The sequence below is a fragment of the Candidatus Alcyoniella australis genome, assembly GCA_030765605.1.
GTDB lineage: Bacteria > Lernaellota > Lernaellaia > JAVCCG01 > Alcyoniellaceae > Alcyoniella > Alcyoniella australis.
The window spans coordinates 22,075-29,568 of record JAVCCG010000014.1; the positions used below are offsets into that span (position 1 = coordinate 22,075).

Annotated in this window: 10 protein-coding genes; 1 reads left to right on the top strand and 9 read right to left on the bottom strand. The window is 59.0% G+C overall.

Going from position 1 to position 7,494, the window contains the following annotated elements; translation table 11 throughout:
- Positions 1–3: 3 nt before the first annotated feature.
- The 7 genes from P9M14_01335 to P9M14_01365 form a co-directional block, all read right to left on the bottom strand.
- Positions 4–921: a class I SAM-dependent methyltransferase gene (locus P9M14_01335; GenBank protein ID MDP8254369.1), complete on the bottom strand. Its 918-nt coding sequence runs from the start codon at positions 919–921 to the stop codon at positions 4–6.
- 207 nt (positions 922–1,128) lie between these two features.
- Positions 1,129–2,115 carry a hypothetical protein gene (locus tag P9M14_01340; protein ID MDP8254370.1) on the bottom strand — a complete coding sequence of 329 codons (987 nt, stop codon included), beginning with the start codon at positions 2,113–2,115 and terminating at the stop codon, positions 1,129–1,131.
- A gap of 35 nt (positions 2,116–2,150) precedes the next feature.
- Positions 2,151–2,975 (bottom strand): purine-nucleoside phosphorylase, encoded by an 825-nt coding sequence (locus P9M14_01345; protein MDP8254371.1) that lies wholly within the window; start codon positions 2,973–2,975, stop codon positions 2,151–2,153.
- Positions 2,975–3,322 carry a helix-turn-helix transcriptional regulator gene (locus tag P9M14_01350; protein ID MDP8254372.1) on the bottom strand — a complete coding sequence of 116 codons (348 nt, stop codon included), beginning with the start codon at positions 3,320–3,322 and terminating at the stop codon, positions 2,975–2,977. Before P9M14_01350 ends, P9M14_01345 begins: the two co-directional genes overlap by 1 nt.
- Positions 3,297–4,091 (bottom strand): tetratricopeptide repeat protein, encoded by a 795-nt coding sequence (locus P9M14_01355; protein MDP8254373.1) that lies wholly within the window; start codon positions 4,089–4,091, stop codon positions 3,297–3,299. The genes P9M14_01350 and P9M14_01355 overlap by 26 nt, the downstream gene beginning before the upstream one ends.
- Complete coding sequence (locus P9M14_01360) at positions 4,088–4,576, bottom strand: hypothetical protein (GenBank protein ID MDP8254374.1); 489 nt, start codon at positions 4,574–4,576, stop codon at positions 4,088–4,090. Before P9M14_01360 ends, P9M14_01355 begins: the two co-directional genes overlap by 4 nt.
- Complete coding sequence (locus P9M14_01365; protein ID MDP8254375.1) at positions 4,573–4,887, bottom strand: type II toxin-antitoxin system Phd/YefM family antitoxin; 315 nt, start codon at positions 4,885–4,887, stop codon at positions 4,573–4,575. The genes P9M14_01360 and P9M14_01365 overlap by 4 nt, the downstream gene beginning before the upstream one ends.
- A 165-nt stretch (positions 4,888–5,052) precedes the next feature.
- Here P9M14_01365 and P9M14_01370 point away from each other — a divergent pair, with 165 nt between their 5' ends.
- On the top strand, positions 5,053–6,285 hold the full coding sequence (locus P9M14_01370; protein ID MDP8254376.1) for a mandelate racemase/muconate lactonizing enzyme family protein: 1,233 nt from the start codon (positions 5,053–5,055) through the stop codon (positions 6,283–6,285).
- 11 nt (positions 6,286–6,296) lie between these two features.
- Here the strand turns inward: P9M14_01370 and P9M14_01375 are convergent, their stop codons facing one another.
- Both P9M14_01375 and P9M14_01380 read right to left on the bottom strand, forming a co-directional pair.
- The gene (locus P9M14_01375; GenBank protein ID MDP8254377.1) at positions 6,297–6,950 is read right to left on the bottom strand and encodes a hypothetical protein; all 654 of its coding nucleotides are present in this window, start codon (positions 6,948–6,950) and stop codon (positions 6,297–6,299) included.
- A gap of 155 nt (positions 6,951–7,105) precedes the next feature.
- Positions 7,106–7,494, bottom strand: a 389-nt coding sequence (locus P9M14_01380) for a hypothetical protein (GenBank protein MDP8254378.1), incomplete at its 5' end; no start/stop codon positions are given.

A 7,494-nucleotide genomic window follows, 5' to 3' on the forward strand; every position in this document is an offset into this window, starting at 1 on the left:
AAACTAATACGATGGTTTGACGGCCAGCACGTGGATGTTGTGCACGGCCAGTTCCTCGCGCTGCATGCCCTCGAAGCGTTCGGGCAGGTCCAGCGACCTGAGGAACTCGATATCCCGCGGGTCGGACTGCTGCTCGACGTGCAGGATCTGCATCCCCGCCTCGCTGATCATTTGCACGATCTGTCCCGAGCGCAGACGGTTGAGGTAGAAAATTCGGTTCTGCCCCAGCGCCGCCCAGCGCCGATCCGAATAGCGCAAAAAGTTGAGCCGATTGATCGAGCGATCCCGGTGGCTGAAGTGATCGGAGAGGTCGACGATGTGGTAGGCGAATCCGCCGGGCCGCAACAGTCGCATGCTCTCGGCCAGCATCCCGGGCAGCTCGAATTCGGGCACGTGCTCGAGCACGTTGCGGGAGCAGACTACGTCGTAGGCTCCGGCCTGCAGGCCGGTGTCGTCGAGCTCGGTTGGGGCCAAGTACTCGATGCGACCACTGTCCAAGATCTGCTCCATGCTCTTGCCCGCGCGCAGAATGCGCCAGCGCGAGTCAAGCAACGGCTCGTAGGCATCGAGCTCCTCGGCGATCAAGTGCAGCCGCTTGCCGAACTTCTCGAGCACCCGGTCGAGGTCGGCAAGTTCGAGTAGGGGACGTGCGTCGGTGAGCACAATGCGCTCCGCACCCAGCAGCGAAAGCAGCACCGCGCAGACCGGCGAGCAGCCGCAGCCCAGCTCGAGCACCTTGGCGCTTTGCACGTTCAGACCCGCCAGGCGCTGCAGCCGGTTGATCATTTTTATTCCCGCGGCGCAGTCGATGAGCACCGAACGCTGCAGGGCCGTGCGACGCCTGTAGCAGCGCTCGAACAGCTCTGCGCCGGGCATGGCTGCGGCCATGCTCAGCAGGCGTGCTTTTGTTCGAAAACGCATGGCGCCAGCTTGCAGCGGATGACGCAGCATGTCAAACAGCGGCTCCAAGCCAGCACCTTAAAGGTGCCGACGCGGAATTGGTCGTTGTTTAATTACAATCGCAATGCGCGAGTTTTGTGCCCGGCTCAAAGCCGGGGCGCGGGGCGGGTCGTGGAAATCAGCGAACTACGCGAGTTTTGTGGCGGCTCTAAGCCGCCTCGAAGCCGCCTAGTAGACCTCGCATTGCGGGTGCGTGCGCTGGAAGTCCTGGATCTGCGCTGCCGGCACGTCGGTGCCGTAAAACGAGACCAGCTCGAGTTGCTGAAGTTTGGCCAAAGCCGAGATGTCGCTGACGCGGGTCCAGGCCAGGCTCAGCCAGCTCAGGTTTTCAAGCCCGGCCAGAGCTTCGATGTCCTCAACCTCCGTGCCGCCGAGCATCAGCACGCGCAGCTCGCCCAGACCGGCGATCGGCCCCAGGTCGGCCACGGGCGCGTCGCGCAGGTCCAGCCTCCGCAATCCGCTGATCCGGCTCAGCGGATCTAGGTCGGACACGCTGCTGTGATTGAGAAACAACTCGCGCAGCAACCGCAACTGCAAGAGCACGTCCAGATCGTCCACTGCTGTCTCGCGCAGGTCCAGGCTGCGCAGATTGACCAGGCCCGCGATGGGCTTGAGGTCCTCGATCGGGCTCTGCCACAGGCCCAGCGCGATCAGGCCGGTGCGCGTTGCCAACGGCTCGAGGTTGGTGATTTCCACGCAGCGGCCCAAGTCGACCACGCGCAGCGTGGGCAGCGCCTCGATCAATTCGCTGAACGTCTGCTGGCCGACCCAACGTTTGAAGCGGTAGCCGATGAGCTGCGGTCCCTGGCCCACGTCGACCAGCAGGTTGTAAGCGTCCTGGGTCTGTTCCACCGAGAATTCGACGAACTGCTCGTCGCCGCGCACCAGGTGTGCGCCGCTGCCCACGGAGTAGACGTAAACCAGGTCGCCGGTACTCAGGGTGATTAGGTCCGGGGTAGTCATCCCGCTGTACACGCCGTTGACCCAAATCGCCAGGTCCTCCATTGGTCCGCGAACCTCGATGGTCACGGTCTTGCGCGGCATCAGCTTGGGGATCTGCAGTTGGTCGGTCAGCGGAGGCTGCGAGGTTGAGCGCTGCGCCTGGCAGGCGGCAACCAGTGTCAGGCACAGGCCAAGCACCGCGATGGTCAGCATTCGCCTCATCGCAATTGTTATACGAAATATTGTGGTTACTGCGAAAGCAGCTGGATTGCTTTAGAGAGCACGTCGTGCATCGCGGGCGCACTGCGTCGCACCGAGTCCAGGACCATGGCGTGCGAAAGTCCGGGACCGCGATCACTGGCAGCCTTGTTCGCCACTAGGCCCAGGGCAACCAGTCGCATGCCCAGCCACTGGGCGACGAGCGCCTCGGGTACGGTGCTCATGGTCACCGCGTCGACGCCCATGGTGCGAATCATGCGGATCTCGGCCGGTGTCTCGTAGCTTGGGCCGAGCAGCGCTGCCACGGTCCCGACGTGCACGCGGACGCCGGCCGCCCTACCCGCCTCGATCAGTTCCGCGGCCGGATCGAGGCTGTAGGCGCGGCTCATGTCGACGAACCGCTCACGCTGCGGCTCCAGTCGTTGCAGCTCGATCAGCGGGTTGCGGCCCTGGAGATTGACCTGATCGGAAATAAAGACGATGTCCCCGGCTTCCCACTCGAGGTTGACCACGCCGCAGGCGCAGGTCAGCACCAACCGCTCGATCCCCATGGCGTGGGCCGCGAGCACCGGCAGCACGACTTGCGGGCCCTGGAGCCCCTGGTAATAGTGAAAGCGGCCGGAAAAGGCGGCGACGCGCACTCCATCGAGCATGCCGACGATCAACTCTCCGGCGTGGCCGGGCACGTCGTCGGCCGCGTTGAACTCGGGCAGCTGCGCGTACTCGAGGCGCTCCTGGATTTGCAGTCGGTCGATAAATCCGCCGTGCCCCGATCCGAGCACCACAGCCACGCGCGGCTCAAGCGCGCAAAGCGGCGCCAGCTCGCGCTCGAGCTCGGGGCTGATCAGCGGCACTAGAAGCCCGCGACCTTGGACAGGCGGATCGCCTCGCTGATGCGCTCGACCAGGCTCGGCCGTTTAATCGGGGTGGCGTCGTGCTCGCCGGCGCGCTGCAGATCGGCCAGATGCTGCTCGTGTTGCTGCTCATAGCGCAGGATCAGGTCCTCGGTGTCGAGGCCGATGAACTGAGCGTAGGCGCGCAAATGCCCGCGCATATAGGTCCGGCAGGGAATGCGCTCCCAGTCCAGATGCTCGATGGCCTGCAGCAAGCTGAGATTGACCTTGGTCTGCTGTGCTACCTGTACGATGCTGATCCCGCGAAATTCCCGTTCGCGTCTAAGGAAGTCCCCCAGGTTCTCCATCTGGCCCCCCCCGTAATAGCCTCAGGTATTGCTTGGCCTGATCGCCGAGCTTGCCGTAGGGATCGACCTCGATCACCTTGGCGAACTCGACCTTGGCCTGATCGGTGCGGCCGATCTTGGTGTAGGCGATCCCCAGGTTGAGATGCGCCTCCGCGTAGTCCGGCGACAGCTCGAGCACGCGCAGTAAGGTCGCTACCGCGTCCTCGCCGCGATCCATGGCGATGTAGACCAGCGCCAGGTTGTTGTAGGCGATCAGGTAGCGCCGATCCTGCTTGATTACGCCCTGCAGGTACTCTTCGGCCTTGACGTAATCGCCCAGCTTGTAGTGGCACCAGCCCAGGCTGTTGAGCGAGGCCGCGCGGTTGCGGTACAGGTCGTTTTGCAGCGCGGCGCTGAACTCGTCGATCGCCTCGTTGTAGCGACCCAGGTAGAGATAGACCGTGCCCAGGTTGTGGTGGCTGTCCGAGTAGTTCGGATCGAGCGCCAACGCCTGTTTGAAGTGGTTGATCGCCTTGTCGAAGCGCTCCTTGGAGTAATAGACCAGGCCGACGGCGTCGTGATAGCGCGGCTCTTGGGGATTGATCTCCACCGCCATCAACAACGACTCGAGCGCGCCGGTGGAGTCGCCGAGCTCCATTGAGGAGACGCCGAGCAGGTAGTATCCCTCGGCCCTGTCCAGGTCATCGGGCTTGACGCGCTTTTGACAGGCGCTCACCAGCAGCAACACCACGATCATAACTGTCAGGGGGAACCGAACGGCCTTGTTCATGGGCATTCTCCAACCTCGATTGTTGGGCCGATTGTATCGGCGCCCTCCTGTGGCGGCAAGCTGATGCGAGAGATGAAAAGCGCATTAAAACGTGACGGGTCGACGATCGACACGTTACGCACGCGGCTGTGGCCGAAGCGTTCGGGGCGCATGCTGATCAAGGCATCGGCGCGACCGGCCACGGCGCAGGCCAGCAGCCGCCGATCGGGATCGCTCAAACCCGGAACGCTCGAGGGCCGCCGCGTGCGCACACAGCAGCCGTTGCGCGTCAGGGAGTCGATCAGCTCGACCACGTCGTCCGGGTCGAGCCCGAGTTCGGAATCGCACAGCAGCGTGGTGTAGCTTTTGAGCATTTGCGGATCGAACGTCGCGTGGATCCGGCCGTCCAGCGCCAGGGGCAAAATTCCTGGAGCCCGGCCTTTGGGCCACAGTACGTCGGCGGCCAGCAAGTCGTAGTCGAGCACGACCCTTAGCGCCTCGCTCATCGTTTCCCCTGTGCCCGCCGATCCAACGAGCGCTCCACGCGCTGCTGGATCTGCTCCAGGGGCATCTGCGATGCGCCGGAGAGTGCGGCCTGCCCTGCCAGCCGGCGCAGCAGCCGCGGCTTGCGCACTACGTTACGCACGAAGTCGTCCACGCCGATGATTACCGCCGCAGCCTCTCCGCGACGCGTAATCAGGAAGCGTTCGGAGTTGTTGGATGTGCGATCGAGCACCTGTCCGAGCTGTGTACGGGCGATCAAGGCGCTAAGCACCGCATTGACCTCCAGCTCCCGGCGTATCTTGGATTGGCTCATTTACACTCTTTGTTAATGCATCGATCAATTAACTAAGCTTGTTTTTAGCACAACAGCATCCCGCCTGTCAAGCCTTTTCTACGCTCACGCCGATTGCTGAACAGGGGTTGTCATCATTTACGGCTTGATTCACTATGGCCGTCGAAACTGATACGAGGAGCGCAGATGAGCCGCATCAGCCGCATTGAGCTGTATCACATCGACATCCCGGTCAAGCCGGCGTTCTACTCGACCTGGATCCCGGGTTACCCGCAGCAGTACAACCACAGCAACCTGCTGCGCCTGTACACCGACGACGGTCTGATCGGCGAGTCGGTGGGCAACGCCTTTGGCCACGAGCGCCAGGGCCTGGGCGGCCTGCTCGGCGGCTTCCTGCTCGGGCTCGACGCCGAGGACGTGGTAGCCGCGCGCCAGCGCGTGCGCGAGGCCGGCTATTTGGGCTGGAGCAATTACTGGATCGAGAACGCCTTCTGGGACCTGCGGGCCAAGATCGCGGGCAAGCCGCTGTACAAGCTGCTTTCAGGCAACGATCGCACCGTAGATAAAGTCCGCGTCTACGCCTCCACCGGCAGCCTGCTGCCGATCGCGGAACGGCGGGCCTACCTCGACTGCATCCGCGAGATGGGCTTCAAGGGGGTCAAGCTACGCGTGCACAGTTTTGATGAACAGGACGACGAGCAGATCATGCGCGAGGTGCGCGCCGAATTGGGCAACGACTTCTCGCTGATGGTCGACGCCAACCAGGGCTGGCGCGTGACCCTGGTCGACGATGCTCCGCTATGGGACCTAGAGCGCGCCACGCGGTTTGGCAAAATCTGCGACGACCTTAACGTCGAGTGGATCGAGGAGCCGCTGGATATGAACGCCTACGAGGAGCTGGCCGAATTGCGCACGCGGGTCAAGACGCGTATCGCCGGCGGCGAGCTGAACATCAACTGGCACGATCAGCGGATGTTCGTCAAGCACGGCTCGTACGACATCCTGCAGCCCGACGTCACCTTCTGCGGCATCGGCACGGGCAAGCGCACCATGGACGCCTGCGAAGAGGCCGGATTGCAGTTCTCGCCCCACACCTGGACCAACGGCGCGGGCCTGCTGACCAACCTGGCGGTCTACGCGGCCTGGCCCAATCGCCAGTGGATCGAGTACCCCTACGAGCCGCCGGCCTGGATGCCCGATGTGCGCGACGGCATGCTCGAGCATACGACGGAGGTCAATCCCGACGGCACCATCGACGTACCCCAAGAGCCGGGAGTGGGCCTGCGGATCTGCCCGCGCAAACTGCGCAAATACGGCAAGCGCTTCCACCTGACCACCAAGCCGCTGTTCGTGGTGCGCACGCTACGCGAGCGCGGACTGAAGACCACCCTCGAGTTGGCCAAGAAGAAATCCCAATGAAAAGTATTAATCTATTTTTTATCAAACCCAAAGTCGAAATCAATTTTATAGTCAATTATTTCCTGGTATTTCTCGTGTGATTCTTCACTGAATGATTTTGTTTTACCATTGTTAAAGTTATAAATAACTATTTTTATTGAATCCACCAGGATGTTTTCTTTCCCATATATGCTCATATTATACCAAGCACGTCGATAGTCCCTACCTGATTTATTTGTAATTTCTCCTATAATTTTTATCGAGTTACCCTTATATCCTGGCCTAAAACTTACATTTGCAATCTCAAATTTATCGTCTCCTCTCACTTGCTGGTTATTTTTCGTACGGTTTTGAGACGCCTCTAGTCTTCTCGCAGTTAACTGCAAGCTATATGCTGTATCGTCTAACTTGTTTACAATAGTATCTCCATAGATACTCAATACGAATAAAATGCCGATAATTAATAGCACTTTCGCCCATGATGAAAGTCTTTTCTTTCCCTTTTTCGCTATATTGTCAGATACTATTGTGTTAAAGTTTATTAGTGTTCCTGCATGCTTCCATTCCCTAGATAAATGGTCATATACAACCGTATATTCGTTGACCCTTCCCTCGCTTGCCCATACTCCAAGCGTATAAAGACTGTTACAATCGTATTGGTTCTCTCCTATTTTAACTGTGTACACGTACTACTCATTTCTATTTATATTTTTTAGCTTGCTCCATTGAATATTATTTAATTTAGTTTACCGGATCCTTTGTTGATCTTTTCTTGCGCCTTCCTACCGATTTCTTCTTCGCGTTCGTTCCGTCTTTATCTTGGTTTTTCAAATTGCTTTACTTACTTTGAGAATACATGATTTTTTCGATATTTTTTGCCGCACTTTGACTCCACATTCCACTCTATTCCCAATACACGTATAGGTGTCGTAAAGTTCATCTCTTCCAAAGGAGGAAGATCATTGGCGGAATATGCACCGCGAAACGGTTTTCCACATAGAGGGCACAAATTCTGAGACTTACGCTGCTCCATTACACTTGAAATTTCTTGACGCTTTTCTGGAGTAAGGTACTTCCCTGCCTCTCCATCATTCATTGCGAAAATTTCTGAATAGTCGTCTTTCCTGTTGGATTCAGTCATGTCGCCCCCCCCCTGTATTCTAAGTATATACGAATCTTGCCTTTTCAATTCTGATGAAAAGCATTCGCTGTGCTTAATTTTATTCCCAC

Coding starts and splice junctions, on each gene's coding strand:
- P9M14_01335 (MDP8254369.1), bottom strand. CDS start 921: ATGCGTTTTCGAACAAAAGCACGCCTGCTGAGCATGGCCGCAGCCATG.
- P9M14_01365 (MDP8254375.1), bottom strand. CDS start 4,887: ATGAGCCAATCCAAGATACGCCGGGAGCTGGAGGTCAATGCGGTGCTT.
- P9M14_01370 (MDP8254376.1), top strand. CDS start 5,053: ATGAGCCGCATCAGCCGCATTGAGCTGTATCACATCGACATCCCGGTC.
- P9M14_01340 (MDP8254370.1), bottom strand. CDS start 2,115: ATGCTGACCATCGCGGTGCTTGGCCTGTGCCTGACACTGGTTGCCGCC.
- P9M14_01360 (MDP8254374.1), bottom strand. CDS start 4,576: ATGAGCGAGGCGCTAAGGGTCGTGCTCGACTACGACTTGCTGGCCGCC.
- P9M14_01355 (MDP8254373.1), bottom strand. CDS start 4,091: ATGAACAAGGCCGTTCGGTTCCCCCTGACAGTTATGATCGTGGTGTTG.
- P9M14_01350 (MDP8254372.1), bottom strand. CDS start 3,322: ATGGAGAACCTGGGGGACTTCCTTAGACGCGAACGGGAATTTCGCGGG.